Raw genomic sequence first — 26231 nt, forward strand, 5'->3', positions numbered from 1 at the left:
GGGCGGCATCAGTTTCTACGTAGGACCTGGGCAACGGTCGCGACGTTATGGGCGAGGTGCAGCGGATTAATGGTCCCGACAATAGCACTGGCAACACCCGGATGTTCAAACAACAACTCGAAGCTGGCGCGCACCGGGTCGACGCCCGGGCTCAGGCATACATGACCGCTGGCCAGGGCTTTCTTGACCAGAATGGCTTTGCCGTGAGCAGCAGCATAGTCAATGACCGGCTTCTCGTTCTGTTCGTTCAGATTGTAGGTGACCATCGCGCAATCACCTTGTTCCAGAGCCTTCAAACCACCTTCGACGGTTTTGCCGGAAAAACCGAAGCCGCGAATCTTGCCTTCACTCTTCAACGCCGCGAGGGTCGCATAGACTTCGCTGTCGTTGAGGATCGCCAGGTCGTTGCCGTCGGAGTGCACCAGCACCAGATCGATGAAGTCCGTTTCCAGCCGTTGCAGACTACGTTCCACCGACAGTCGGGTATGAGCGGCGCTGAAGTCATGATGGGACTGACCGTCGGCAAACTCTTCGCCGACCTTGCTGACGATCACCCAATCCTGGCGCTGCCCACGCAGCAACGGACCGAGGCGTTCTTCGCTGCGGCCATAGGCCGGGGCAGTGTCGATCAGGTTGATGCCCATGTCGCGCGCGAGTTTAAGCAGCATGCGCGCTTCGTCATCATCGGGAATCTGGAAACCGTTGGGGTATTTCACGCCTTGGTCGCGGCCGAGTTTTACCGTGCCCAGGCCCAGTGGCGAAACCAACAGGCCGGTGCTACCCAGCGGGCGATGCAGATCGTGCAAGGTCGGTTGGCTCATGGCAGCAGTTGCTCCCAGGCAGGGACGCCCATCGGCGGTTTTGGCAGGTCGGGAAGCGGGGCAGAATGGCTTGGCTGGATGCCGTCGCGCTGCAAGGACGCGATGACGCGATCAGCGAAGTCCGGAGCGAGCGCCAGTTTGGTTGGCCAACCGACCAGCAGCCGGCCTTCTTCGGCAAGGAATGCATTATCAGGACGGGTCAGTCCCGATTGCAGTGGCTCGGCGCGATCCACTCGAAGAGTGGCCCATTGCGCTGTGCTCAGGTCGATCCATGGCAGCAACTGACCGAGTTCTTTCTGCGCGGTGGCGATTTGCTCGGAGGGTTCGCGGGCGACACCTTCGGTTTCAGCGATATCGCCGCCCAGATACCAGACCCACTGACCATCGGCGGCCGGATGGGTGGTCACGGTAATGCGCGGCTTGGTGCCGCCGCCCAGGCAGTGGGCATACAGTGGCTTGAGGCCCGGACCTTTGGCGATGATCATGTGCAACGGCCGGCGTTGCATGGCGGGCTGGCTCAGCCCCAGCGCTTCGAGCAGCGCTGCCGTACCGGCACCGGCGCTCAAGACGATGCGCTGGGCGCGGATTTCGCGCTCGTCGACTTTGAGTCCGACCAAAACGCCACCTTCCAGCAACGGTTCGATGTTCTGGCCGGCGAGCAAACCATCACCCGCCAGATCGGCCAGGCGCTGAATCAGGCTCGGCACGTCGATCACCAGTTCCGCCAGGCGATAGACCTTGCCCTTGAAGCGCTTGTCTTGCAGGGCGGGCGGCAGTTGCTCGCCCTTGACCTGATCGACACGGCCGCGCACGGCCTTGCTGGCGAAGAAACTGGTGAGGTTGCCGGCGATCGTGCCGGGGGACCAGAGGTAATGAGCTTCGGACAGCAGGCGCACGCCGGTCAGGTCCAGTTCGCCGTCGCCGGCAAGGGCTTCACGCCAGCGCCGAGGCATGTCGGCGATGGCTTCCGAGGCGCCGGTCAGGGCGCCATGCAGCGCGTACTTGGCGCCGCCATGGATGATGCCTTGGGATTTCACGCTTTGCCCGCCACCGAGGCTGGCGCTTTCCACCAGCACGGTCGAAAAACCCTGACGGCGCAGGCGCGCATTCAGCCAGAGGCCGGCGACACCAGCGCCGACAATCAGAACGTCGGTGGAAATAACGGATGGCATGCAGCGACCTCAGTGTTCAAGACGAGGGCGCAGTATACAGACTCGACGAAGAGGGGATTTGTAGGCGCATACAAAACCTGTAGGAGCGAGCCTGCTCGCGATGGCGATGTGTCAGGCACCTTTTCAGTCGACTGGCACACCGCTTTCGCGAGCAGGCTCGCTCCTACAGGGGATTGGTGGTGTCAGTTAGTGGCCGGCGGTTTTGGAAAATAGTTGGATCACGACGACACCGAGCACGATTAACGCCATCCCCATCATCGCCGGCACATCCAGTTTCTGCCCGTAGATAAACAGCGCCGCGACGCTGACCATCACGATCCCCATGCCGGCCCACACTGCGTAAGCGACGCCCACCGGAACGCTGCGCACCACCAGCGTCAGCATCCAGAAGGCGATGCCATAACCGACAATAACCAGAATCAGCGGCAGCGGGGTGCTGATGCCTTTGACCGCTTTCATCGAAACGGTGGCGATCACTTCGGCGCAGATGGCAATGGCCAGGTAGTAGTAAGCGGTCATGGGTGCATCCTCGTGTGAAGTGTTGCTTTCTGAGGTCGGCATTCTAGAGATTCTCCAGATGCGGTAAAGTCATTACCTATCTGTTCTGAAGATGGGTTGAGCCATGAACACGCAATGGAATCTGGAGCAGCTGCGGCTGTTCGTCAGCGTAGCGGAGCAGCGTTCGTTTTCTGCGGTAGCGCGGGATCAGCGCAAGGCGCAGTCGGCGGTCAGCAGTTCGATTGCGCTGCTGGAAGAGGATCTGGGCGTCATCCTGTTCGACCGCAGCAGCGGCCGCCAGCCGAAACTCACCGAGGCCGGCAATGCCTTGCTGGAGGAGGCGCGGGAAGTGCTGCGCCAATGCGAACGCCTTAACGGTCGGGCGCTGGCGATGATGCGCGGCCAGGAGGCTCGTTTGCGTGTGGCCCAGGATGAGGCGATGCCCTATCAACCGATCATCGAAAGCTTCGAAGCCCTGGCCCAACAATTTCCCAGCCTTGAAGTGCAACTGACCAGCGCCGCCCAAGGCGATGTAGCGCGCAAACTGGTGGAGCGTCGGGCCGATCTGGGGTTGCTGTTTTATCACGACCAGATTCCCGAAGCGCTCGAGCGGCGGGTGTTGGGCAGCGTTGAGATGGTGACGGTATGCGGTGTCGGACATCCATTGGCGCAGCAGAAGCAGATTGATTGCCAGCAAATGGCGCAGCATCGGCAGTTGCTGATGTCCACACAGTCGAGTGTCTACCCCGGTAGCGAGCCGGCCAGTCCGCAAGTCTGGCGGGCCGACAGTTTCTACGTGATGGCTGAATGGCTGGTGCGTGGGCTCGGCTGGGCCTGGCTGCCGCGACACGTGGTGCAGTACCCGGCGTATCAGGACCTGATGGTCGAACTGGTCAGCGAATGGACCCCGCCAGCGCTGGTGGTTGAGCTGGTCTGGCGCCGCGACGAACCTCTCGGCCCGGCGGCGCGTTGGCTGGCGGAACGTTTTGCCGTGCACTTGCAGGCGATCGGTCAAAAAAGCCGATAAACTCCGCCGCCATGAATAGAACTCTCTACACCGCGCTGTTTTACCTGGGGCTGCCATTGGTAGCGATTCGGCTGTGGCTGCGTTCGCGCAAGGCGCCCGCGTACGCCAAGCGCATTGGCGAACGTTTCTCCCTCGGGTTACCGGCGATGAAAACGGGCGGCATCTGGGTGCATGCGGTGTCGGTGGGCGAAAGCATTGCCGCGGCGCCGATGATTCGTGCCTTGCTGCAACGTTATCCACAGTTGCCCATTACCGTGACCTGCATGACCCCGACCGGGTCCGAGCGCATTCACGCGCTGTTCGCCAATGAGCCGCGCATCCAGCACTGCTATTTGCCTTACGACTTGCCTTGCGCAGCGAAGCGATTCCTTGATCGGGTCCAGCCGAAACTGGCGGTGATCATGGAAACCGAACTGTGGCCCAACCACATTCACCAATGTGCGAAGCGCGGCATTCCGGTGGCGTTGGCCAATGCGCGACTGTCCGAACGTTCGGCCAGGGGCTATGGCCGTTTCAGGAAACTGACCCAACCGATGCTTGCCGAGATGAGCCTGTTCGCGGTGCAGACCGAGGCCGAGGCCCAGCGCTTCCGCGATTTGGGTGCGCGTTCGCAAACCGTGGAAGTGACCGGCTCGATCAAGTTCGACCTGACCATCGCCCCGGAACTGCTTCAGCGCGCCGCCGAGTTGCGTGCGCAATGGCAGGCGCAGGAGCGTCCGGTGTGGATCGCCGCGAGTACTCACGAAGGTGAAGACGAAGTGGTGCTGGCGGCTCATCGGCAGTTGCTGGCCAATCATCCTGATGCATTGCTGATTCTGGTGCCGCGCCATCCGGAGCGATTCAACCCGGTGTTTGAGTTGTGTCGGCAGCAGGGTTTCGCCACGGTCCGTCGTTCCACTGGCGAACCCGTCACCGCCGGTACGTCGGTGCTGCTGGGCGACACCATGGGTGAATTGCTGTTCCTGTATGCCTTGGCTGACAGCGCTTTTGTTGGCGGCAGTCTGGTGCCGAACGGCGGGCATAACCTGCTGGAACCGGCGGCTTTGGCCAAACCGGTGTTGAGTGGGCCGCACCTGTTTAACTTCCTCGAAATCGCCGCGCAACTGCGCAGTGCCGGGGCGTTGCAGGAAGTGGAGGATGCTGAAGGTCTGGCGCTGGCGGTGCAGCGGCTGTTCGAGTTGCCGCGCGATGCGCAGCGGATGGCGGAGGCGGGGTTGAAAGTGATGCGCACCAATCAGGGCGCGTTGCAGCGGTTGCTGGATGGGTTGGGGCGGTTGATCGACCGATAGACCAAAAAGATCGCAGCCTCGTTTCACTCGACAGCTCCTACAGGATGAATACAAATCCCATGTAGGAGCTGTCGAGTGAAACGAGGCTGCGATCTTTTGCTTTTTATTGCGTTGGTTTAGCCCTCATCTGCTCGGCCGCAGCCTTGGCCAGGTCCGGCGGCAGGAAGTCTTTATCCGGGTTGTAATCGGGCTTGAGATAACGCGCCAGGTCCTGCAAATCCCCCGGATTCAACGTGCCCGCAGCCTGCTTCAAACGCAGGTTGTCGAGGATGTAGTCGTAACGCGTGTTGTTGTAGTCGCGCACCGAGGTGTACAGCTGACGCTGGGCATCCAGTACGTCGACGATGTTTCGCGTACCCACCTGATAACCGATTTCGGTGGCTTCCACCGCGCTCTGGTTGGAGATGATCGACTGCTTGCGTGCTTGCACTTGCTCGACGTCGGTGTTCACTGCGCGATGCAGGTTGCGGGTGCTTTCGACGATTTGCCGACGCAGGGATTCACGTTGTTGCTCGGACTGGTCCAGCTGCGCATACGACTGGCGCACCTGAGAGTTGATCAGACCGCCGCTGTAGATCGGGATGTTCAGTTGCAGGCCCACAGTGGTCTGGTCCACGTTGCCCTTATACGGCTGGCCTATGAAGTTGGGGTTGCTGAAGCCGAGAGCATCGTTATCACCTTTCTCGTACTTCGCCACGGCATCCAGGGTCGGCGCGTGGCCGGCCTTACGCTGCTTGAGGGTTTCTTCAGCGGCGCTGACGGCGTAGTTGCTTGCCAGCAAATTCAGGTTCTGCCTGGCGGCGGTGTCGACCCAGGCCTTGGCATCATTAGGTGCTGGCGGCAGGATCGGCAGGGTGTGGACGATGCCCTGAATCGAGTTGTAGTGACGGTTGGTCAGGGTGATCAACGCTTCGAACGCATCATCAACCTGGCGTTGCGCAACAATGCGGTTGGCCCGTGCGGTGTCGTAACTGGCTTGCGATTGCAGCACGTCGGTCTTGTCCGACAGGCCGACATCAAAGCGCTCGTTGGATTGATCGAGCTGGCGTTTGAATGCGGCTTCTTCGGCCTTGGTCGAGGCCAGGTTGTCCTGGGTGCGCAATACGTTGAAGTAGCTTTCGGCGGTCTGCAGGATCAGGTTTTGCTGGGTCGCCGAGAGTTGCAACGCAGCTTGTTCATTAACGTCCTTGGCGGCCTGAAACTGGAACCAGCGATCGGCTCGAAACAGCGGTTGCGCCAGAGTGGCCTGATACGAATGAGCATTGCGGCTGAAGGTGGATGAAGGCTGATCGATCGACGTGCGCACGTTGGCCATTTCGGCACCGCCAGAGAGGTTCGGCAGCAACCCGGCGCGGGCCTGGGGCACGACTTCTTTCTGGGCGCCATATTGAGCAATGGCTGCAGCCAGGTCGGCGTTGTTGTCCACCGCTTCCTGGTAGACGCTGACCAGATCCGTCTTGGTCGATAAGGGCGCTTCTGCTGCCCAGGCCATTCCGTTGGACGCACAAGACACGGCAAGGGCCAGTGAAAGTTTGCGCAGCATGAGGCGATCCCTAAAAAATTACGCTGATAATTTGAGCGCCAAAGGTACGGCGCAGCCCGCACAGCGTCAAGGCGGGGAATGGGGTGCGAGTGTAGTTGGGCATCGGCATGGCAACAATCCTGTAATTACGCCATTCATCATGGTGTTTACCGCGGTGTTGGCGTTCTTTGCCAGTTGTGTCTAGACTGGCCGGGTTCTTGTCGGGGTGCCTTGCTATGAGGCTGAGATCGAATAATTTCGGATCCCGTTGAACCTGATCAGGTTAGCGCCTGCGTAGGGAACAAGATTTCTCGTCACCCGGCGAGTCCTCTTGTGCTTCGTCCGGGATGTTGTTCGACAATCGAACACCCCTCGAGCACTGAGCACAGCACAGCTGGTTTTCCCAGCGCCCGTGCGTCCATTCGATTACAGGTTCGCTCCGACAAAAATCCACTGCCTGGATGTGTCTGGAGAGCCCGTGATGACGATAAAACTAAAAAACACTACGAACCTGAGTGATTCGGCCCAAGTCGATCAGCAATCGGTTCAGCCGTTTACCCGCTCGCAAAAAATCTATGTTCAGGGCTCTCGCCCGGACATCCTCGTACCGATGCGCGAAATCAGCCTTGATGTGACCCCGACCGACTTCGGCGGTGAGATCAACGCGCCTGTCGTTGTGTACGACACCTCGGGCCCGTACACCGACCCCAACGTCATCATCGACGTGCGCAAAGGCCTGGCCGATGTGCGTTCGCCGTGGATCGAGTCCCGTGGCGACACCGAGCGCCTGCCGGGTCTGAGTTCCAACTTCGGCCAGGAACGCCTCGCCGATGCGGAGCTGACCAAGCTGCGTTTCGCTCACGTGAACAACCCGCGCCGGGCCAAGGCCGGTGCCAACGTCAGCCAGATGCACTACGCCCGCAAAGGCATCATCACCGCCGAGATGGAATACGTCGCCATCCGCGAAAACATGAAGCTCGAAGTGGCCCGTGCCGCCGGGCTGCTGGACCAGCAACACGCCGGTCACAGCTTCGGCGCCAGCGTGCCTAAAATCATCACCCCCGAATTCGTCCGTGAAGAGATCGCCCGTGGTCGCGCGATCATTCCGGCCAACATCAACCACACCGAACTGGAACCGATGATCATCGGCCGTAACTTCCTGGTGAAGATCAACGGCAACATCGGCAACAGCGCCTTGGGTTCGTCCATCGAAGAAGAAGTGGCGAAACTGACCTGGGGCATTCGCTGGGGTTCGGACACGGTCATGGACCTGTCCACGGGCAAACACATTCACGAAACCCGCGAGTGGATCATCCGCAACTCGCCGGTTCCGATTGGTACAGTGCCGATTTACCAGGCCCTGGAAAAAGTCGGCGGCGCTGCCGAAGACCTGACCTGGGAGCTGTTCCGCGACACGCTGATCGAACAGGCCGAGCAGGGCGTCGACTACTTCACCATCCACGCCGGCGTGTTGCTGCGCTACGTGCCGCTGACCGCCAAGCGCGTCACCGGTATCGTTTCCCGTGGTGGTTCGATCATGGCCAAGTGGTGCCTGGCGCACCACAAAGAGAACTTCCTCTACACCCATTTCGAAGACATCTGCGAAATCATGAAGGCCTACGACGTCAGCTTCTCGCTGGGCGATGGCCTGCGTCCGGGCTCGATTGCCGACGCCAACGACGCTGCGCAATTCGGTGAGCTGGAAACCCTCGGCGAGCTGACCAAGATCGCGTGGAAACACGACGTGCAGTGCATGATCGAAGGCCCGGGCCACGTGCCGATGCAGTTGATCAAAGAGAACATGGACAAGCAGCTGGAATGCTGTGACGAGGCGCCGTTCTACACCCTCGGCCCGCTGACCACTGACATCGCGCCAGGCTACGACCACATCACCTCAGGTATTGGTGCGGCGATGATCGGCTGGTTCGGTTGCGCCATGCTGTGCTACGTGACGCCGAAGGAACACTTGGGTCTGCCGAACAAGGATGACGTGAAGACCGGGATCATCACCTACAAGATCGCCGCGCATGCCGCCGATCTGGCAAAAGGGCATCCGGGCGCGCAGATCCGCGACAATGCCTTGAGCAAGGCGCGTTTCGAATTCCGTTGGGAAGACCAGTTCAACCTGGGCCTTGATCCGGACACGGCTCGTTCGTATCACGATGAGACCCTGCCGAAGGATTCGGCCAAGGTCGCGCACTTCTGCTCCATGTGCGGACCGAAATTCTGTTCGATGAAGATCACTCAGGAAGTCCGCGAATACGCGGCCAACCAGCGTATCGAAACCGTCGACGCCGAAGTCGCCCAGGGATTGGCGGACCAGGCCGAGCGGTTCAAACAGGAAGGCAGTCAGCTGTACAAGAAGGTTTGATCTGACCGGCAACGCCTGTCTCTCAAGGCTGGCGTAGTCCCTGTAGGAGCGAGGCTTGCCCGCGAAGGCGTTTTTTCTGACACACCGCTTTCGCGGGCAAGCCTCGCTCCTACAAGGGGTGGTCAACACAACAACAAATGTCCCTCTGAGATAACACCCTTGAGCATTCAACCCAGCACGTATTCCCCTGATATCGCGGTGCCCAAAGACAAACGAGTCTTCGGCGGCCGCGATCTGTTTTCCCTGTGGTTCTCCCTCGGCATCGGCCTGATGGTCCTGCAGACCGGTGCATTGCTCGCACCAGGTCTGGGCCTGTCCGGCTCGTTGATGGCCATCTTCCTTGGCACCCTGGTTGGCGTTCTATTGCTGGCCGCGGTCGGCGTGATCGGCAGCGACACCGGCCTGTCATCGATGACCGCGCTCAAACTCAGCCTCGGTGCAAAAGGCGCGAGCCTGCCGGCCGTGCTGAACTTGCTGCAACTGATCGGTTGGGGCTCGTTCGAAATCATCGTCATGCGCGACGCCGCCAGCCTGCTCGGCGCGCGGGCGTTCAGCGAAGGCAGTCTGCTGTCGAATCCGCTGCTTTGGACCGTGTTCTTTGGTGGTTTGGCAACCTTGCTGGCCGTCAGTGGTCCGCTGACATTCGTCCGTCAGATCCTGCGCAAGTGGGGCATCTGGTTGCTGCTGGCCGCGTGCATCTGGCTGACCTGGAACCTGTTCGCCAAGGCTGATCTGGCGACGTTGTGGGCGCAGGCCGGTGACGGTTCGATGTCGTTCGCCGTGGGCTTCGACATTGCCATCGCCATGCCGCTGTCCTGGCTGCCACTGATTGCCGACTACTCGCGTTTCGGCAAGCGTGCGAAAAACGTGTTCGGCGGCACGGCGCTGGGCTTCTTTATCGGTAACTTCTGGCTGATGAGCCTGGGCGTGGCCTACACCCTGGCGTTCGCGCCGAGCGGTGAAGTGAATGCCTTGCTGTTGGCATTGGCTGGCGCAGGTCTGGGGATTCCGCTGCTGCTGATTCTGCTGGATGAGTCGGAAAACGCTTTTGCCGATATTCACTCGGCAGCGGTTTCGAGCGGGATTTTGTTGCGCTTGAAAGTCGAGCACCTGGCCTTGGCCATCGGCGTGATCTGCACACTGATCGCGTGCCTGGCGCCATTGGCCCAGTATCAAAACTTCCTGCTGTTGATCGGTTCGGTGTTTGCGCCGCTGTTCGGCGTGGTGCTGGTGGATCACTTCATCCTGCGCAAACGCAGTGCTCGCGTGGCGTCAGCCGCATTGCGCTGGCCGGCGTTGCTCGCCTGGTTGGGCGGCGTGAGCACCTATCATTTGCTGGCTAATCTGTATCCGGACATCGGCGCAACCCTGCCGTCACTGATTCTGGCAGGGCTGCTGCAACTCGTGCTGGGTCGGGCCTTCAGTTACGGCCAGGAAACAGCTCGGGTTTGATAATGCCGTTCAGGCGGGGGTAAGGGATCTTCAGTTCGACGTGACCCAGCGCGTAAGGCGCGATGGTGCTCACTTCGTACTTGAGGATCACCCCGCCGTACGTCAGCGCCACGTTCTGGGTTTTCTGAAACGGCCACTGCTTCACGAACTCCGGCTCCTGATCGAGCTTGGTGCTGATCAGCCAGCTGTTGTGCGCCACTTGCGCGGCTTTCCAGAACGCCTCTTCCTGCCCCGGCACCAACATGTCCGACAGCGTCAGCACTTTGTGTTGCTGACGCGAATAGTTGATGAAGCTGCGGCCCGGGGTGCCATGGGCGCCGCCGGTGTCCAGGTAGCTGGAAAATTCAATGATCACCAAGCCGTCATGCTGCTCACGTACCTTGGCTTGCAGATAGCTGCTGTAGCGCGGGCCGGCACTGCTCAAAAACTGCTCGCGATACGCTGCCAGCGTCGGCGCCACCGGGGCGTCGGGCGAGGTGCGGGTCATTTGCAGCAGGCGTTTTTCAATGATGCCGTCCAGTTGCGGTTCGGCCGGGAAGCGCAACGTATCGATGTTCACCAGCGGGCAGTCAGGTGTTGTGCAACCCGGTTTCAGCTGTTCGGATGCATCGCGGGTGGTTTCCAGCGGCGTCCGGTAGTTGGGTTGGAACAAACTCTGGCAGGCGCCCAGGGTCAGGGCGATTACAGCCACGGAGGCGATTTTAAAAAGCGACATGGGCGTCCTTCATAAAACAGGGAAAGGCAAAAAGTTATCCGCTTCGACTCTCAACGAAGCAGTCAGTTCGCCACTAAGCTAATTAGAGTTGGTTTCGCCCTCACCGTCTATCCCGCTGACTGTAAAGGGGCTGCATCAAAGGTCGCGGGCGCGTTAGGATGGCGCGAAGTCGAGGTTGCAAGTCACAAAAAGGAGCCTCATAACGGATTTGCAGTAAAGAGGATAGTCATGACTGATTTTGCCAACGCCATTCCGACCGCCGTTGATATCGTTCGGCGCGAAAGATGCTACGAGGGCTTCTACAAGCTCGATCGTGTGCACTTGCGCCACGAATTGTTTGCCGGCGGCATGAGCCGCGAGATCAATCGTGAAGTGTTCGTTCGCCACGATGCGGTGTGCGTGCTGCCCTACGATCCGCAGCGCGACGAAGTGGTGTTGATCGAGCAGTTTCGCGTCGGCGCCATGGGTAAAACCGACAATCCATGGCTGATCGAACTGGTCGCCGGTCTGATCGACAAGGAAGAAGTGCCGGAAGAAGTTGCTCACCGCGAAGGGCAGGAGGAAGCTGGGCTTGTGTTCGGGGCGCTCTGGCCGATGACCAAATATTTTCCATCGCCGGGCGGCAGCAATGAATTCGTGCATTTGTACCTGGGGCGTTGCGATAGCACCGGCGTCGGCGGCCTGCATGGGCTGGAGGAAGAAGCAGAAGATATCCGCGTCACGGTCTGGGCGTTCGAAGATGCCCTGCAGGCCGTACGCGACGGACGAATTGCCAACGCGGCCAGCATCATTGCCTTGCAATGGCTAGCTTTGAACCGCGCTGAAGTGAGGGGGTTATGGTCGTAAACAAACTGCGCGATCGCTATCGGGTTGACCTTGTGGGGCTGCAAGCCTCCTGCGAGGCCAACTACGCGCGCCTGATGCGACTGTTGCCGGACATGCGCAACGAGCCGGAGGCGCGGCGCATTGCCGTGACCCACGGCGACCAGATGCTCGGCGTGCTGGCCCTGGAAGTGCTGCAGGTCTGTCCGTACACCACAACCCTGCAAGTGCGCCAGGAACACAGCCTGCCGTGGCTGCCGGTGCCGCAACTGGAAGTTCAGGTCTATCACGACGCGTGCATGGCCGAAGTCGTCAGCGCCGAACATGCGCGACGCTTTCGCGGCATCTATCCTTACCCGAATGCCTCAATGCATCAGCCGGACGAAAAGGCCCAGCTGAATATGTTTCTGGGCGAATGGCTGAGCCATTGCCTGGCCTGCGGACACGAGTACGCCGTCGTTCGATAGATGTGAACTGCGTCAGGTTCACAGGTTTCCCCTTTTGATCGTCCCCCAGCATAATTGCGGCACTCATCCATCCCGTGATTCAGCCCTGGGAGAACGCCTTGCCGAGCGTATCCATTTTGACCACCGCCGATTCGGCGTTGCTGGTGCAACTTTCCGACAGTCATCTGTTTGCCGAGACGGACGGGACGTTGTTGGGCATGAATACCCGGGACAGCCTGCAAAAGGTCATCGAGTTGGTGCGGCTTCGGCAGCCGCAGATCGACTTGATTATTGCCAGTGGCGATCTTTCTCAGGACGGGACGCTGGAGTCCTATCAGCAGTTTCGCGACCTGACGCGGCAGCTTGATGCGCCGGCGCGCTGGATTCCCGGTAATCATGATGAGCCGCTGATCATGGCGGAGGCTGCCGTGCAGAGTGCGTTGCTGGAGCCGGTGGTGGATGTCGGTAACTGGCGCGTCACGTTGCTCGATTCGGCCGTACCGGGGTCGGTGCCGGGGTTCTTACAGGATGCGCAGTTGCAGTTGCTGGTGCGTTCGTTGAGTGAGGCGCCGGAGCGGCATCATCTGGTGTGTTTCCATCATCATCCGGTGTCCATTGGCTGTGCCTGGATGGAGCCGATTGGATTGCGCAATCCAGATGCTTTGTTTGCCGTGCTGGATCGGTTTCCGCAGGTGCGCGCTGTTTTATGGGGGCATGTGCATCAGGAGATTGATCAGGATCGCAAGGGGGTGCGGCTGATTGCGTCACCTTCGACATGTATTCAGTTCGAACCGGGTAGTGATGATTTCAAGGTCAGTGATCAGGCGCCGGGGTATCGCTGGTTGCGGCTTTTGCCTGATGGCCGGCTGGAAACTGGCGTGGAACGCGTAAGCGGGTTCGACTTCCAGGTTGATTACGGATCCGACGGTTATTAGGGGAGAGGGGGAAAGGGAGCCGATATTCATGTCCTTGAAGCCCTGAGTTCGACTCGATATCTCAGGTCGATGTAGCTCCAAGAACACCTCGGTCAGTCCCCTCTACCTCTGGGAGAGGGTTAGGGTGAGGGGTGGCCCTGCTTGTCACCAAATTCTCGATCCAGCCCCAATCCCCGCATTTCTCCCTGTAAACTGCGCCTCTTTACCCGACGCACAGGGAGCTCAAATGTCTGGTTCGATCCTTTATATCCACGGTTTCAACAGCGCGCCTTCGTCTAAAAAGGCCACGCAGTTGGTGCAAGTGATGGAGCGTCTGGGTTTGAGCGATCAGTTGCGCGTTCCGGCCTTGCATCACCATCCGCGTGAGGCCATCGGTCAGCTAAACAAGGCGATTGAGGAGCTTGGGCGGCCACTGCTGGTCGGCAGCTCACTCGGCGGCTACTATGCGACTCACTTGGCCGAGCGCCATGGCCTTAAGGCCCTGTTGATCAACCCTGCCGTCAGTCCGCACCGGATGTTCGACGGGTATCTGGGGACGCAGAAAAACCTGTATACCGATGAGGCTTGGGAGTTGACCCACGACCATGTGACGGCCCTGGCCGAGCTGGAAGTGCCGGCGCCCCAGGACCCGCAGCGGTATCAGGTGTGGTTGCAGACCGGCGATGAAACGCTGGACTATCGCCTCGCCCAGCAGTACTACCGGGCCTGTGCCTTGCGTATCCAGGCCGGTGGCGACCACAGTTTCCAGGGTTTTGCCGAGCAATTGCCGGCAATGCTGAGTTTTGCCGGCATCGGCGCAGATTTGTATCAGGCGATCGATTTCACAGCACTGTGAAATACCGCCTCTTTTTCACAGAACATTTGACGACGAGACCCCATGGCCACTCCCAGCGCTAGCTCTTATAACGCAGACGCCATCGAAGTCCTCTCGGGCCTCGACCCGGTGCGCAAACGCCCCGGCATGTACACCGACACCAGTCGGCCGAACCACCTCGCCCAGGAAGTCATCGACAACAGCGTCGACGAAGCCTTGGCCGGGCACGCGACCTCGGTGCAGGTCATCCTGCACGCGGATCACTCCCTGGAAGTCAGCGATGACGGCCGTGGCATGCCGGTGGATATCCACGCTGAAGAAGGCGTGTCGGGCGTCGAGCTGATCCTCACCAAGCTCCACGCGGGCGGCAAGTTTTCCAACAAGAACTACCAGTTCTCCGGCGGTCTGCACGGGGTGGGTATTTCCGTGGTCAACGCCTTGTCGAACGAAGTTCGGGTGCGCGTAAAGCGTGATGGCAACGAATACCAGATGACCTTCGCCGACGGTTACAAGAAAACCGAGCTGGAAATCATTGGTACCGTCGGCAAGCGCAACACAGGTACCAGCGTGTTCTTCGCGCCGGACCCGAAATACTTCGATTCGCCGAAATTCTCCATCAGCCGCCTCAAGCACGTGCTCAAGGCTAAGGCCGTTCTGTGCCCGGGGTTGCTGGTCAGTTTTGAAGACAAGGCCACCGGCGAGAAAGTCGAATGGCATTACGAAGACGGCCTGCGCTCCTACCTGGTCGACGCGGTCAACGGATTCGAACGCCTGCCGGACGAGCCGTTCTGCGGCAGCCTGGCCGGTAACAAAGAAGCGGTCGATTGGGCTCTGCTGTGGTTGCCGGAAGGTGGCGACAGCGTTCAGGAAAGCTACGTCAACCTGATCCCGACGGCGCAGGGCGGTACCCACGTCAACGGTTTGCGTCAGGGCTTGCTCGATGCGATGCGCGAGTTCTGCGAATTCCGCAGCCTGCTGCCTCGTGGCGTGAAACTGGCGCCGGAAGACGTCTGGGAACGCATCGCTTTCGTTCTGTCGATGAAGATGCAAGAGCCGCAATTCTCCGGCCAGACCAAAGAGCGCCTGTCGTCCCGTGAAGCGGCCGCGTTCGTTTCCGGTGTGGTCAAGGACGCGTTCAGCCTGTGGCTCAACGCCAACCCGGAAACCGGCCTGTTGCTGGCGGAACTGGCGATCAACAATGCCGGCCGTCGTCTCAAGGCCAGCAAGAAGGTCGAGCGCAAGCGCATCACCGCGGGGCCGGCACTGCCGGGCAAACTCGCTGACTGTGCCGGGCAGGATCCGATGCGTTCCGAGCTGTTTCTGGTGGAAGGTGATTCCGCCGGCGGTTCGGCCAAGCAGGCGCGGGATAAAGAGTTTCAAGCGATCCTGCCGTTGCGCGGCAAGATTCTGAATACCTGGGAAGTCGACGGCAGCGAAGTGCTGGCCAGCCAGGAAGTGCACAACATCGCCGTGGCCATCGGTGTCGATCCAGGCTCGGCGGACATCGCCCAGCTGCGTTACGGCAAGATCTGCATCCTCGCTGACGCCGACTCTGACGGTCTGCACATCGCCACCTTGCTGTGCGCGTTGTTCGTCCAGCATTTCCGCCCGTTGGTGGATGCCGGACACGTCTACGTCGCGATGCCGCCGTTGTACCGTATCGACTTGGGCAAAGAGATTTATTACGCCCTGGACGAAGCCGAGCGCGATGGCATCCTCGATCGTCTGGTGGCCGAGAAGAAACGCGGCAAGCCGCAGGTCACACGATTCAAAGGTCTGGGTGAAATGAACCCGCCGCAGCTGCGCGAAACCACCATGGACCCGAACACTCGGCGTCTGGTGCAGCTGACGCTGGACGATTTCGAAGCGACCTCGGAAATGATGGACATGCTGCTGGCGAAGAAACGCGCCGGTGACCGCAAATCCTGGCTGGAATCCAAAGGCAACCTGGCCGAGGTTCTTGGCTGATGCGGGTTGGCTTGGCCCTGGCGTGTGCGTTACTTCTGACCTCGGTTTCGGTGTTTGCCGAACCGGTGCCGGAACTGCGCCTGTTGTCCGAGCATCCCGTTGAGGGTATGCGCGGCGGCAACCTGTCCGGGCTGGCCCAGTGTGGCAAGGATATGTGGGCGGTGTCGGATCGCGACGACGATCAGATTTACCGGCGCGATACCCGCGACAGGGTATGGCAAGCCGAAACCGTGGGCATCGGCGTGCCGCCGGTGCCAGACAGCGGTTTGCCCTGGGGTTTGCGTTCGCGATCCTGGGCGGCGTCGTTTGTCCGTGGCGGGGATCTGGATTTTGAAGGCATCACCTGCGACAGCGCCGGTAATCGCTACATCGTCAGCGAATCCCACGCCGCGATTCTGCAAGTGCCACCCGTTGGGCCATCGTCCTGGCTGAAGATCTCGCCGATTCTGATTCGCGAAGCCCGGGCCAGTGGCATGCTGCTGCACTTCAATGCGTTGTTTGAAGGCCTGGCGATCAATCCGGCGGGTGATCAATTGTGGCTCGCCGCCGAGCGTCAAAGCCGTGGCTTGTTGCTGATCAAGCGCAAACAAACGGTATGGGATTGCGATGGTGGCTGTGTGTTGCTGAGCGAAGCCGGGAAAGAAATGCAGCCGGCGCAGTTTCCCCGAGCCAAAGCAGTGTCCCGAGACTTTGCCGATCTGTCGCTGTTCAACGGCAAGCTGTTTACCCTTGAGCGCAACGCTTACCAGATCTGCCGCCGTGATGCGGTTACGGCCAAGGTGGAACGTTGCTGGTCGTTTGCCGATGAAGCCTTGCAGGCGCATCGCCGCTATTCAAACCCTTACGGCCTGACCGAAGCGTTGATTGTTGACGCCGAGGGCGCGTGGATTGGCACCGACAACAACAACGATGCCCGCGCCGATGGCGAGGAGCGTCCGATCGTCTGGCGCTTTGCCGCGCCTGAAGGTGGCTGGAGTGCCAAGTCATGAGTCAGCAGCCGCCAGGCAAACGCGCCGGTCGAGTGTTGATGGTGCTGGCCTGGTGCGCGGCGCTGTTTCTGGCGACGCGGTTTTTCGGCCAGTGGGAGGCGCGTCAGCAGAACCCCAACACCGTCGTCAGCTCTGAGCAGGGCGAAGGGTTTATCGAAGTGAAACTGGCCAGCAACACGCAGGGTCACTTCGTCGCCAGCGGCCAGATCAACGGTCAGCCGGTGGATTTCATGCTCGATACCGGGGCGACCGATGTGTCGATCCCGGCGGAAATGGCCGAACGGCTGAAACTGGAAAAAGGCTTCGGGGTGACCCTGAGCACAGCCAACGGTCGCACCCAGGGTTACCGAACCCGTATCGACCGGCTGCAACTGGGCGACATTGTGCTGCGTGATGTGCGCGCCCTCGTCGTGCCAGGCCTGGATGGCAAGCAAGTGCTGCTCGGAATGAGCGCGCTGAACAAACTTGAATTTACCCAGCGCGGTGGCACCATGCTGCTGCGCCAGACAACGAACCGATGAGGCCCGCATGAGCGACTCCCTTGATCTCAGCCTGGACGGTGTAGAACGCCGGTCACTGGCTGACTTCACCGAAAATGCCTACCTCAACTACTCCATGTACGTGATCATGGACCGTGCCTTGCCGCATATCGGCGACGGCCTGAAACCGGTACAGCGGCGCATCATCTACGCGATGAGCGAGTTGGGGCTGGACGCCGATTCCAAGCACAAGAAGTCGGCGCGTACCGTTGGTGACGTGCTCGGCAAGTTCCACCCGCACGGCGACTCGGCCTGCTACGAAGCCATGGTCCTGATGGCCCAGCCGTTCAGCTACCGTTACACGCTGGTCGACGGCCAGGGTAACTGGGGTGCGCCGGATGATCCCAAGTCCTTTGCCGCCATGCGTTACACCGAAGCGCGGCTGTCGCGTTATTCCGAAGTGCTGCTCAGCGAACTGGGCCAGGGCACCGCGGACTGGGGCCCGAACTTCGACGGTACGCTCGACGAGCCGCTGGTGTTGCCGGCACGTTTGCCGAACATCCTGCTCAACGGCACCACCGGCATCGCCGTGGGCATGGCCACCGACGTACCGCCGCACAACCTGCGCGAAGTCGCCACGGCGTGCGTGCGTTTGCTCGATGAGCCCAAAGCCACGGTCGAACAGCTCTGCGAGCACATCCAGGGCCCGGATTACCCGACCGAAGCGGAAATCATCACGCCGCGCGCCGACTTGCTGAAAATGTACGAAACCGGCAAGGGCTCGGTGCGTATGCGCGCCGTGTACCACATCGAAGACGGCGACATCATCGTCACCGCGCTGCCGCATCAGGTGTCTGGCGCCAAGGTGCTGGAACAGATCGCGGCCATGATGCAGGCCAAACCGTCCAAAGCCCCGCAGATCGCTGACCTGCGAGACGAGTCCGATCACGAAAACCCGTGCCGCATCGTAATCATTCCTGGCGCGCGCAAAAACTTCGATCACGACGCACTGATGACGCACCTGTTCGCCAGCACCGAGCTGGAGTCGAGCTACCGGGTCAACATCAACATCATCGGCCTGGACGGCAAGCCGCAGCTGAAAAACCTGCGGGCATTGCTGGTCGAGTGGCTGGAATTCCGGGTCCAGACTGTGCGTCGTCGCCTGCAATTCCGCCTCGACAAGGTCGAGCGTCGCCTGCACCTGTTGGACGGTTTGTTGATCGCTTACCTCAACCTGGATGAAGTGATTCACATCATCCGCACCGAGGAGCACCCGAAAGCCGCGCTGATCGAGCGTTTCGCCCTGAGCGAAATCCAGGCCGACTACATTCTCGACACCCGTTTGCGTCAGTTGGCGCGACTGGAAGAAATGAAGCTGCGTGCCGAGCAGGATGAGCTGCTTAAGGAACAAGCCAAGCTGCAAGCCCTGCTGAGCAGCGAAGCCAAGCTGAAAAAACTGGTCCGCACCGAACTGATCAAGGACGCCGAAACTTACGGCGACGACCGCCGCTCGCCAATCGTCGAGCGCGCCGAAGCCAAGGCCCTGACCGAGCACGATCTGCTGCCGAACGAGAAAGTAACCGTCGTTCTGTCGGAAAAAGGCTGGGTTCGTTCTGCCAAGGGGCACGAAATCGACGCCACCGGGCTTTCCTACAAGGCCGGGGATGGTTTCAAGGCCTTGGCGCCCGGCCGCTCCAACCAGTTTGCGGTGTTTATCGATTCCACCGGTCGCAGCTATTCGGTGGCCGCGCACACGCTGCCATCGGCCCGTGGCCAGGGCGAACCACTGACCGGCCGTCTGACGCCACCACCAGGGGCGAGCTTTGAATGCGTGCTAATGCCGGAAGACGATTCGCTGTACGTGATTGCGTCCGACGCCGGTTACGGTTTCGTGGTAAAAGGTGAAGACCTCCAAGCCAAGAACAAGGCGGGCAAGGCGCTGTTGAGCCTGCCGAACAACGCCAAGGTGATTCTGCCGCGTCCGGTGGCTGATCGTGAGCAAAACTGGCTGGCGTCGGTGACCACCGAAGGTCGCCTGTTGATCTTCAAAATCAGTGATCTGCCACAATTAGGTAAGGGCAAAGGCAACAAGATCATCGGGATTTCCGGTGAGCGTGTTGCCAGTCGCGAAGAATATGTCACGGACATCGCGGTACTGCCGGATGGCGCCACGTTGGTGCTGCAGGCCGGAAAACGTACTTTGTCCCTTAAAGCGGACGACCTCGAACACTACAAAGGTGAGCGTGGACGTCGTGGTAACAAACTGCCACGTGGCTTTCAGAGGGTAGATGCGCTGCTCGTCGAAAACCTCAATTAAGCGTCCTAGAGCGCTCGATCTACGATTTAACGCGTAGATCGACGCTTTGCCGCTGGAGTCGGAACGCATATTCACGGATGATATGGCCTTTCAAGCGCCGGCGTGGCCGAGCGTTCTTCACATTTATTGAGTATTTTCACTGTGGTTAGCCTTGTGGCGACCACCTGGATGGGACGATGACTGCTCTGCGCCTTCCTTTTATTTTGATGCTCGCTGGCGTTCTTGGCCTGGCGGGTTGCAGCGTTCACCAACCGGTGTCGCTGTATCAGCTGGACAGCGGAAGTCCGGCTCAGCCTGCGCAAAGCGCGGGCATGGCTGTTTTGCTGGGTCCGGTAACGGTCGCTGATTACCTGCAACGCGAAACATTGTTGCAGCGACAGCCGGATGGCAGCCTGCAAGCTTCGGCTGATGGTCGTTGGGCAGGTAGCCTGTCTTCGGACATCGATCAGCTGCTGCTGCGTCAGGTCGCCGGTCGTCTGGACAGCCAGCGCGTGGTGCTGGCGCCAGCGACAGTGGGCTTCACGCCGGATGTGCAGGTTCTTCTGACGATTACTCGCCTGGACTCGGGTGAGGCGCAACCGGCGATCCTTGATGCGCAATGGCGTCTGATCGACCGTCGTGGCCAGGTTCGTGATAACCGCATCATTCATCTGCAGGAACAGCATGCCGGTGGTACGGCGGCTCAGGTTCAGGCTCAGGGTGTATTGCTGCAGCGTCTGGCCGAGCAACTGTCGACGGCGCTCAAGCCGCTGGCTAATCAGCCGCCAATTGCCGAAGCACCAAGAAAACAGGCTGCCAAGCCTGTGGCGCCGGCGGCAGAACAGGATAAGCAACCAAAGATCCCGATGGCTTCGCCGATCCGGACCGATATGGAAGTATTCAGGTTCTAAGTCTGGATTGATCCAAAGCAAAGCCCGCCATGTGCGGGCTTTGTTGTTTCCGTAGCAGCTGTCGAGCCTGCGAGGCTGCGTTCGAGCCGGGGTCGCGCTGGACCGAAGCCCTCGCAAATCCTGTTCAAACGATTGCATGACCCATCGCGCTGACTGATTTACGACTGCTGCGCAGCCGAACGCAGCCTCGCAGGCTCGGCAGCTGCTACAAGAATCAGGTAGCAACAAAAAGCCCGCAGACGATTACTCGTCTGCGGGCTTTTTCGTAGCGGGGCTATTTACGCCCGGCGTTCATGCATCCGCGCCAGTTGCCGCTCGAGCATCGACGGATAAGGCTCCATCAGTCGCTCTACGCAACAAGCGCCTTCCGGGCTTGCGATTGGGCGGATGCGTGCGCGCTGGCGGATCAGCGCGTCGTCACCGATCTTGCGCTCCACCAGCAACAGGTTGCGGCTGTGTTGCGACAGGGCCAGCGCATCCTGAGCGGTTTCGGTCAGCAGCAGATCTATCTGGCTCAGGCCGAACAGCTCGTCACCCAGGGTCAGGCCCAGTTGCAATTGCAGGGTGATGCCGCTGTCGGCAACTTCGATCTGCAACTGATGGCCCAGAGCCCGCAACAACTCACCGCAGCAGATAGCGTTGGTCAGGTAGTCGTCGCCGCTGTCTTCGGTGTGGAACAGCATCAGGGTGCTGCCATCGTTCAGGGTGTGCAGCTCGCTCTGGTAGAGCGAGGCGGCCTGATCGAGGCAGTCGCGATAGCGTTTGAGCAGTTCTTCCAGTCGTGTGCGGGGCAGACGGCGCAGTTGATCCTGAGCGCCCAGTTGCACGGCCAGCACCGCGCTGTGCTGCGGCACGTTCGATGGTTGCGGTTTGACTACCGGTTTCGGCGCCGTCGACACTGATTCATCAATCAGGTCGGCAAATGCATCGTCGTCATCATCGTCTTCAACGGTGCTGACACTGCGCCGTGGCGCAGGTTTGAGGCCAGCCACAGGCTTGGATTCATCGAAACTCGGGTCACGCAAATTGCGCACTTCGAAGGTTGGCTCGTTATCGTCCGCGTCTTCGTAGTCGCTTTCGTCGTATTCAGGCTCGGGAGCGGGTTCCGGCTCGGCGGGCTCTGGCGCGAAGTCGGCGTGCAGCTGGCGAGCCAGGTCGCCGATCTCATCCTGACGCTCGGTGCCCGGGGTGTGTTCGTCGATATGGCGCAGCCACACCCGCAATTGCAGCAACGGTGTGGAGATGTGCCGACCCAGTCGCAGGCTCAAGGCCAGGGACAGCGCCAGCAGGATCGCGCTCAAAATGCCCATGCTTTGCAGGCTGATGGTCATCGGCTGCTGGAACTGATCCATGTCCAGGCTGATGCGCAGTTGCCCGGCGGTCACATCCTGGAAAGTGATCTTGCTCTGGTACATGCCTTCGGCTTCGCCCAGCAGGCTGTGCTTGGGGCGCTGACCGGCTTCGGCGAGGATGCGGTTATCCACGCTGTAGATGGCAGCGTGAGCCACCAGCTTGTTTTTGGTCAGGTTGTTGAGCAGCACGTTGAGGCTGAGGATGTCGTTGGACACCAACAGCTCCGTGGCGGACGTGGCAGTCTGGGTGGTCAGGCTTTCGCCCAGGGCATCCGCCTGCTCGTGCATGGCCTGCTTGAACTGCAAACCCATCACACAGGCATAGATCACCAGGGCCAGAGCGACCAGGATCACGTTATGGCTGGCGATGCGCAATGCAATCGGTACACGGCGGTGGCGCAGTGCACGGAAGATCAGCAGAAAGAAGTTATCGGTTTTTACTGGCGTGGGCCGGTTCACTTGAGCTCGGCTCTTTTGTCCGTGAAGTTGACGCGCAGTATAGCGACAGGCCCTAGACCGTCAAAGCGCTCACGGTGCCCGATGGTCACTGAAAGTGGGTAGAATGCGGTTTTTTTCCACCTGCGGGGGTGCGCCTTGCGCGAAATCGTCCTGATAAACATCACGGGAGTCGACCGTCCGGGTCTGACTGCGGCCATTACCGGCGTTCTGGCCCAGGGTGGTGTGAACATTCTCGACATTGGTCAGGCGGTGATCCACGACACGTTGTCGTTCGGCATCCTGGTTGAAATTCCTGACACCGAGCAAGGCAAGTCGGTGCTCAAGGACATCCTGTTCACGGCGTACAAGCTCGATCAGCAGGTGCGTTTCACGCCGGTGTCCGAAGAGGATTACCAGCAGTGGGTCGGCAATCAGGGCAAGAAACGCCACATCGTGACCCTGCTGACCCGCAAAGTGACCGCCGGGCAATTGCAGGCTGTGAGTTCGATCACCGCCAAATATGGCTTGAACATCGACCACATCGATCGTCTGTCCGGGCGCATGCCGCTGGACACCCCGGCCGATCAGGGTAAAGGCTGCATCGAGTTTTCCGTTCGTGGTGAAGCGGCTGATCCGCAAGCGCTGCGGGCCGAATTCCTCAGCGTCGCGCAGGAATTGAACGTCGACATCGCCTTCCAGGAAGATTCACTGTTCCGCCGTAACCGCCGTCTGGCGGTGTTCGACATGGACTCGACGCTGATCGAAGCCGAAGTGATCGACGAACTGGCCAAGGCTGCCGGCGTGGGCGATCAGGTGTCCGCGATCACCGAGCGGGCGATGGCCGGCGAGTTGGACTTCCGCGCCAGCTTCAAGGAGCGCCTGGCCTTGTTGAAAGGGCTGGATGTCAGCGTACTGGATTCCATCGGCGCCTCCCTGCGCCTGACCGAAGGTGCCGAAACCCTGTTCGCCGAACTCAAGCGTCTGGGCTACAAAACCGCGATCCTGTCGGGCGGCTTTACCTACTTCGCCAAGCAATTGCAGGCCAAGTTGGGTATCGACTATGTGTTCGCCAACGAACTGGAAGTGGTCGACGGCAAGGTCACCGGCGTGGCGGTCGAGCCGATTGTTGATGCACAGCGCAAGGCGGATCTGCTGAAGGAACTGGCGCACAAGGAAGGTTTGCGTCTGGAGCAGACCATTGCGGTCGGCGACGGTGCCAACGATTTGCCAATGCTGGCGATTGCCGGGTTGGGTGTGGCGTTCCGCGCCAAGCCGCTGGTGAAGCAGTCGGCGAAGCAGGCGATTTCCACCCTTGGGCTGGATGGCGTGCTGTATTTGCTGGGCTTCCGGGATCGCGACGGGCAGCTCTGATTGTTTCAGGGCTGAAAGAGCCTTGTGGCGAAGGAGCTTGCTCCCGTTGGGCTGCGAATCGGCCCCAAAAAAGGACTGCTACGCAGTCCAGACGGGAGCAAGCTCCCTCGCCACAGTTACCGGCATCACCCTCAAAGCGTTTTCCACAACAAATCAAAATCCTCCTCAACGCCGCTCACTGCGGCGTTGTCGTTTCTGGCGGTCTCCAGTGGGCGGTAGGCGAACTGATTAAAGCTGTTGCTGCTTGCCACCCGTCGCTCCAGCCCGACCCGGCGTTCCTCGCCGTGGGTATTGATCATGACTTTGTTGCCTTCCTGAAAGGGCAGGCGCGGCGCGAGCAGGGTGGCCGGCACGTCGATAGCGCTGATTTGCGGCAGCAACAGACCGCGAAGGTATTGGCTGTGGTCATCACGGGTGCGCACCAGTTGCAGGCCGCAAGGCTCGGCGAAGGGTGCGACCTGTTCGATGCCCATCTGCGTACCACCGCCGCGCACCTGACGGATCCAGCGCACCACCGCGATGCTCCAGCCCTGACCGGCAAAATCCTCGATACCGACCATCTCACCCGCCTGTAATTCGGCAGGGACTGCGCCAGGCCAGGCCAGGCAGTAACCGCCGGGGCTGTGATTGACCACTGACAGGACATGGGTCGGGAAGTGCTGATTGCGGTCGGATGCTTCGTGGCTGTCGTCATTCTGAAGCTGCGGGTATTCGATCTCTTCGTAGGGCAATAGAGTGTCCGAATTGCCTTGGGGCGCGGCGTCGAAGGCCTCGTGCCATTGGTCCTTTTCCCGGCCGGTCACTGACGTTACCGAAAATTGTGCAGGCCGGGCACCGTGGTTCTTCAGGATGTCGCTGAATGAGCGTTGCCCGCCCAGATAAAAGTGCAGCGCGCTCATGCCTATGCACAGGGTCAACGTGCCTTGGCCGACGGTGCGCTGGAAACTGCGCTCGGCAGCCTGGCCCCAGGCGGCATGAAGGTGTTGCAACGTATCCAGGCTTAACCCTGGCGGCACGGGCAGCGGCGATGAGCTGTCGGTTTTTTGCAAATGAGCTTCTATTGCCGCGACCAACCCCTGCGGATCGATCCCCAATAAGCGCTCTTGCTGCTCGGCCCGGAACTTGGTGCGATAACGCGGTCCGGTGTCGAGGTCTGGCGAGACGGCAAACAGCCCGGTGGCTGGTTTGTCGGGTTGCAGCTTGATCCATTGGCTCCAGGGCTCCAGCACCTCGGCCACCCGGGCAATCTGGTTCTGGCGCAGTTGGTTGCAGCGTGAGGCGCCCAACAGCAGGGCGACCACGTAAGTCTGTTCGATGCTCAGGTTTTGCCTCTGGCTGGCCAGCTCATCGCGCAGGCTGGTGTGCTGGAGCCGGTGCGCGCAGGCGATCCGGTAGAGCTGATGCAGCTCCAGCCACAGGCCTTCCGGCACCGGGCAATACAGTTCAGTAGAACGAGTCAGCGGCCCGTTCAGGCAATGGATCGCTCGTTGCAGAGCCTGGGTCAGCAGTGGCGCACGGTCTTTGCTGAAGCGTGGCGTGATGCGCACGACAATCTGTTTATAGCCAATCGCCAAATGACTCTGCAGCGCCTGACAGAGGTTGGCGATCTTGCGCGAACGCTCGTCGAGGACAATCGACTGATGAAGGAAATGCCGCTCAAGGTGTTTGCAGACGTAATACACCTCGGGGCGCAACAGTTCGAGCAATTGCAGGCGATTGTCGCTGGGCGTGACCAGCTGGTTGAGTTCGCTCAAGCCTTGATACAGCTGGCGAGCGGTTTCGCCGATATTGGCTTTGGGCAGATTGGCGATCCAACGCTTGAGATCACGCGGGGTGGCTTCACAGAACGACAGGCGCAACTGCGTCGGGATCGGGGCGCGTAGCAACAGATGGGGGCTGGTCTCATTCATGCCGTGGAAAACTCCAACCGGGAAATGGGCAGTGAATGACCTGACTGTAGCAGTTATGGACTTCTACCGTTTGTCTGTCAGTCGAGTGCCCTGCAGGCGTACTACTAATCTGACAGTCGTGCGACTGGATACGCACAGTCGTGCGGCCTGCTGCCTACGCAGGGCAGGTCTCTTTGTAACTTCAAGGAGATGAAGTTTATGTCTAGATATGTAGTGGCAAATCAATGGGGCGGTAGTTCGGCACCCTGGCATCCGGGCGGAGACTGGACGCTAGGCGCGCGGGACAACCAGAACGTTGTCGCGATCGATATCAAATCGGGCGATGGCGGGAAGAGTTTCACCGGCACCATGACGTATGCGGGTGAAGGTCCCATTGGCTTCAAGGCTCAGCGCACGGGCCAGAACCAGTACAACGTTGAAAATCAGTGGGGCGGCAACGATGCCCCGTGGCATCCGGGTGGCAAATGGGTCATCGGAGGTCGGGATAATCAGAACGTTGTGGCGTTGAGCGTGACCTCCGGCGATGGAGGGAAAAACCTCAGTGGCACCAATACCTACGCCAACGAAGGGCCGATCGGCTTCCGTGGACAGATAGAGTAACGGCACCACCGAAATGTCCGACCCCGCGAAGAC

General features: G+C 60.2%; 22 protein-coding genes and 1 riboswitch. Of the genes, 15 read left to right on the top strand and 7 right to left on the bottom strand.

Annotation, left to right across the window (positions count from 1 at the left end):
* Positions 1-8: 8 nt before the first annotated feature.
* The 3 genes from QF010_RS29545 to QF010_RS29555 form a co-directional block, all read right to left on the bottom strand.
* The gene (locus tag QF010_RS29545; RefSeq protein ID WP_033055484.1) at positions 9-821 is read right to left on the bottom strand and encodes an aldo/keto reductase; all 813 of its coding nucleotides are present in this window, start codon (positions 819-821) and stop codon (positions 9-11) included.
* The gene (locus tag QF010_RS29550; protein WP_033055486.1) at positions 818-1993 is read right to left on the bottom strand and encodes an NAD(P)/FAD-dependent oxidoreductase; all 1176 of its coding nucleotides are present in this window, start codon (positions 1991-1993) and stop codon (positions 818-820) included. The genes QF010_RS29545 and QF010_RS29550 overlap by 4 nt, the downstream gene beginning before the upstream one ends.
* 186 nt (positions 1994-2179) lie before the next feature.
* A complete protein-coding gene (locus QF010_RS29555; RefSeq protein ID WP_033055625.1) occupies positions 2180-2512 on the bottom strand; it encodes a DMT family transporter in 333 nt (110 codons plus the stop codon).
* A 103-nt stretch (positions 2513-2615) separates the two neighbouring features.
* Here QF010_RS29555 and QF010_RS29560 point away from each other — a divergent pair, with 103 nt between their 5' ends.
* Together QF010_RS29560 and waaA are read left to right on the top strand one after the other, a co-directional pair.
* Positions 2616-3518, top strand: a complete 903-nt coding sequence (locus QF010_RS29560) for a LysR family transcriptional regulator (protein ID WP_429534500.1) — start codon at positions 2616-2618, stop codon at positions 3516-3518.
* Positions 3519-3529: 11 nt separating this feature from the next.
* Positions 3530-4807, top strand: coding sequence for a lipid IV(A) 3-deoxy-D-manno-octulosonic acid transferase (gene waaA, locus QF010_RS29565; protein WP_429534501.1), 1278 nt, complete (start codon positions 3530-3532; stop codon positions 4805-4807).
* A 103-nt stretch (positions 4808-4910) separates the two neighbouring features.
* On the opposite strand, the gene QF010_RS29570 is transcribed toward waaA, so the two are convergent.
* Positions 4911-6350 carry a TolC family outer membrane protein gene (locus QF010_RS29570; protein ID WP_429534502.1) on the bottom strand — a complete coding sequence of 480 codons (1440 nt, stop codon included), beginning with the start codon at positions 6348-6350 and terminating at the stop codon, positions 4911-4913.
* A 191-nt stretch (positions 6351-6541) separates the two neighbouring features.
* A riboswitch (TPP riboswitch) is annotated at positions 6542-6647 on the top strand.
* A gap of 163 nt (positions 6648-6810) precedes the next feature.
* Here QF010_RS29570 and thiC point away from each other — a divergent pair.
* Together thiC and cytX are read left to right on the top strand one after the other, a co-directional pair.
* Positions 6811-8700: a phosphomethylpyrimidine synthase ThiC gene (thiC, locus tag QF010_RS29575; protein WP_046056450.1), complete on the top strand. Its 1890-nt coding sequence runs from the start codon at positions 6811-6813 to the stop codon at positions 8698-8700.
* Between the two features lie 159 nt (positions 8701-8859).
* On the top strand, positions 8860-10152 hold the full coding sequence (cytX, locus tag QF010_RS29580) for a putative hydroxymethylpyrimidine transporter CytX (RefSeq protein WP_429534503.1): 1293 nt from the start codon (positions 8860-8862) through the stop codon (positions 10150-10152).
* Here the strand turns inward: cytX and QF010_RS29585 are convergent.
* The gene (locus tag QF010_RS29585; RefSeq protein WP_429534504.1) at positions 10121-10867 is read right to left on the bottom strand and encodes an RsiV family protein; all 747 of its coding nucleotides are present in this window, start codon (positions 10865-10867) and stop codon (positions 10121-10123) included. The genes cytX and QF010_RS29585 overlap by 32 nt on opposite strands.
* A 228-nt stretch (positions 10868-11095) precedes the next feature.
* On the opposite strand from QF010_RS29585, the gene QF010_RS29590 reads away from it, so the two are divergent.
* The 9 genes from QF010_RS29590 to QF010_RS29630 all read left to right on the top strand — a co-directional run bounded on the left by QF010_RS29590 (position 11096) and on the right by QF010_RS29630 (position 20527).
* Positions 11096-11713: an NUDIX domain-containing protein gene (locus tag QF010_RS29590; protein WP_033055495.1), complete on the top strand. Its 618-nt coding sequence runs from the start codon at positions 11096-11098 to the stop codon at positions 11711-11713.
* Positions 11704-12156, top strand: coding sequence for a DUF1249 domain-containing protein (locus QF010_RS29595; protein WP_008153350.1), 453 nt, complete (start codon positions 11704-11706; stop codon positions 12154-12156). Before QF010_RS29590 ends, QF010_RS29595 begins: the two co-directional genes overlap by 10 nt.
* 98 nt (positions 12157-12254) lie before the next feature.
* Positions 12255-13070: a 3',5'-cyclic-AMP phosphodiesterase gene (cpdA, locus tag QF010_RS29600; RefSeq protein ID WP_429534505.1), complete on the top strand. Its 816-nt coding sequence runs from the start codon at positions 12255-12257 to the stop codon at positions 13068-13070.
* Between the two features lie 226 nt (positions 13071-13296).
* Complete coding sequence (locus tag QF010_RS29605; RefSeq protein ID WP_008153348.1) at positions 13297-13905, top strand: YqiA/YcfP family alpha/beta fold hydrolase; 609 nt, start codon at positions 13297-13299, stop codon at positions 13903-13905.
* Between the two features lie 42 nt (positions 13906-13947).
* Positions 13948-15852, top strand: a complete 1905-nt coding sequence (gene parE / locus QF010_RS29610) for a DNA topoisomerase IV subunit B (protein WP_429534506.1) — start codon at positions 13948-13950, stop codon at positions 15850-15852.
* On the top strand, positions 15852-16841 hold the full coding sequence (locus QF010_RS29615) for an esterase-like activity of phytase family protein (protein ID WP_429534507.1): 990 nt from the start codon (positions 15852-15854) through the stop codon (positions 16839-16841). The genes parE and QF010_RS29615 overlap by 1 nt, the downstream gene beginning before the upstream one ends.
* A complete protein-coding gene (locus QF010_RS29620) occupies positions 16838-17362 on the top strand; it encodes a retropepsin-like aspartic protease family protein (RefSeq protein ID WP_033055504.1) in 525 nt (174 codons plus the stop codon). The genes QF010_RS29615 and QF010_RS29620 overlap by 4 nt, the downstream gene beginning before the upstream one ends.
* A 7-nt stretch (positions 17363-17369) precedes the next feature.
* The gene (parC, locus tag QF010_RS29625; protein ID WP_033055505.1) at positions 17370-19637 is read left to right on the top strand and encodes a DNA topoisomerase IV subunit A; all 2268 of its coding nucleotides are present in this window, start codon (positions 17370-17372) and stop codon (positions 19635-19637) included.
* A gap of 176 nt (positions 19638-19813) precedes the next feature.
* The gene (locus QF010_RS29630; protein ID WP_033055506.1) at positions 19814-20527 is read left to right on the top strand and encodes a PqiC family protein; all 714 of its coding nucleotides are present in this window, start codon (positions 19814-19816) and stop codon (positions 20525-20527) included.
* Positions 20528-20805: 278 nt separating this feature from the next.
* Here QF010_RS29630 and QF010_RS29635 read toward each other — a convergent pair whose 3' ends face one another.
* The gene (locus QF010_RS29635) at positions 20806-22338 is read right to left on the bottom strand and encodes an AhpA/YtjB family protein (protein ID WP_033055507.1); all 1533 of its coding nucleotides are present in this window, start codon (positions 22336-22338) and stop codon (positions 20806-20808) included.
* Positions 22339-22473: 135 nt separating this feature from the next.
* On the opposite strand from QF010_RS29635, the gene serB reads away from it, so the two are divergent.
* On the top strand, positions 22474-23688 hold the full coding sequence (serB, locus tag QF010_RS29640; protein ID WP_008153333.1) for a phosphoserine phosphatase SerB: 1215 nt from the start codon (positions 22474-22476) through the stop codon (positions 23686-23688).
* Positions 23689-23819: 131 nt separating this feature from the next.
* Here serB and QF010_RS29645 read toward each other — a convergent pair whose 3' ends face one another.
* Positions 23820-25598 (bottom strand): molecular chaperone, encoded by a 1779-nt coding sequence (locus QF010_RS29645; protein ID WP_429534508.1) that lies wholly within the window; start codon positions 25596-25598, stop codon positions 23820-23822.
* Between the two features lie 198 nt (positions 25599-25796).
* On the opposite strand from QF010_RS29645, the gene QF010_RS29650 reads away from it, so the two are divergent.
* Entirely contained in the window at positions 25797-26198 is a 402-nt protein-coding gene (locus tag QF010_RS29650; RefSeq protein ID WP_033055626.1) for a lectin OAA family protein, read from the top strand.
* The last annotated feature ends 33 nt before the right edge of the window (positions 26199-26231 follow it).

The organism is Pseudomonas silensiensis (genome assembly GCF_050434865.1).
Lineage (GTDB): Bacteria > Pseudomonadota > Gammaproteobacteria > Pseudomonadales > Pseudomonadaceae > Aquipseudomonas > Aquipseudomonas fluorescens_W.

Excerpts from the sequence above, each read along its gene's own strand:
- parC (WP_033055505.1), top strand. The coding sequence starts at position 17,370 with ATGAGCGACTCCCTTGATCTCAGCCTGGACGGTGTAGAACGCCGGTCA.
- thiC (WP_046056450.1), top strand. The coding sequence starts at position 6,811 with ATGACGATAAAACTAAAAAACACTACGAACCTGAGTGATTCGGCCCAA.
- QF010_RS29545 (WP_033055484.1), bottom strand. The coding sequence starts at position 821 with ATGAGCCAACCGACCTTGCACGATCTGCATCGCCCGCTGGGTAGCACC.
- QF010_RS29645 (WP_429534508.1), bottom strand. The coding sequence starts at position 25,598 with ATGAATGAGACCAGCCCCCATCTGTTGCTACGCGCCCCGATCCCGACG.
- waaA (WP_429534501.1), top strand. The coding sequence starts at position 3,530 with ATGAATAGAACTCTCTACACCGCGCTGTTTTACCTGGGGCTGCCATTG.
- QF010_RS29650 (WP_033055626.1), top strand. The coding sequence starts at position 25,797 with ATGTCTAGATATGTAGTGGCAAATCAATGGGGCGGTAGTTCGGCACCC.
- parE (WP_429534506.1), top strand. The coding sequence starts at position 13,948 with ATGGCCACTCCCAGCGCTAGCTCTTATAACGCAGACGCCATCGAAGTC.
- QF010_RS29595 (WP_008153350.1), top strand. The coding sequence starts at position 11,704 with ATGGTCGTAAACAAACTGCGCGATCGCTATCGGGTTGACCTTGTGGGG.
- QF010_RS29550 (WP_033055486.1), bottom strand. The coding sequence starts at position 1,993 with ATGCCATCCGTTATTTCCACCGACGTTCTGATTGTCGGCGCTGGTGTC.
- QF010_RS29615 (WP_429534507.1), top strand. The coding sequence starts at position 15,852 with ATGCGGGTTGGCTTGGCCCTGGCGTGTGCGTTACTTCTGACCTCGGTT.
- QF010_RS29585 (WP_429534504.1), bottom strand. The coding sequence starts at position 10,867 with ATGTCGCTTTTTAAAATCGCCTCCGTGGCTGTAATCGCCCTGACCCTG.
- QF010_RS29590 (WP_033055495.1), top strand. The coding sequence starts at position 11,096 with ATGACTGATTTTGCCAACGCCATTCCGACCGCCGTTGATATCGTTCGG.
- QF010_RS29570 (WP_429534502.1), bottom strand. The coding sequence starts at position 6,350 with ATGCTGCGCAAACTTTCACTGGCCCTTGCCGTGTCTTGTGCGTCCAAC.
- QF010_RS29560 (WP_429534500.1), top strand. The coding sequence starts at position 2,616 with ATGAACACGCAATGGAATCTGGAGCAGCTGCGGCTGTTCGTCAGCGTA.
- QF010_RS29620 (WP_033055504.1), top strand. The coding sequence starts at position 16,838 with ATGAGTCAGCAGCCGCCAGGCAAACGCGCCGGTCGAGTGTTGATGGTG.
- QF010_RS29555 (WP_033055625.1), bottom strand. The coding sequence starts at position 2,512 with ATGACCGCTTACTACTACCTGGCCATTGCCATCTGCGCCGAAGTGATC.
- QF010_RS29630 (WP_033055506.1), top strand. The coding sequence starts at position 19,814 with ATGACTGCTCTGCGCCTTCCTTTTATTTTGATGCTCGCTGGCGTTCTT.
- QF010_RS29605 (WP_008153348.1), top strand. The coding sequence starts at position 13,297 with ATGTCTGGTTCGATCCTTTATATCCACGGTTTCAACAGCGCGCCTTCG.